The 276-nt window shown below is 65.6% G+C and carries 1 protein-coding gene; it reads right to left on the reverse strand.

The window, feature by feature from the left end:
* A partial coding sequence (locus NDO48_RS29170; protein ID WP_267322909.1) for a hypothetical protein occupies positions 1-276 on the reverse strand: 276 nt, incomplete at both ends.

Consider the following 276-nt stretch of genomic DNA (forward strand, 5'->3'; position numbering starts at 1 on the left):
GTTTCCAGCTCGCCGGTTTCCAGGCCCTGGTTGTCGAGGACTTCGAGGTTGGCGGTGAGGTTGCCGCCGCTGCCGATCAGACTGGAAAGGTTGTTCAGGGTGCCGCCGTCGATGGCGAAGTCGCCTCCGGCCAGCAGTTGCCCCATGGCGCTGCTGGCGGTGACCTCGGTCTTGTCGCGCTGGGTGATGGTCCAGATGGCGTTGCGCTTGCCGCTGCAGTCGCCCGCGTTGACGCCTTCGATGCAGGCGGTCTGCTCCATCTTCGCGGTGTACAGG

This window comes from Aminobacter sp. MET-1, assembly GCF_026521175.1.
Classification (GTDB): Bacteria; Pseudomonadota; Alphaproteobacteria; order Rhizobiales; family Rhizobiaceae; genus Aminobacter.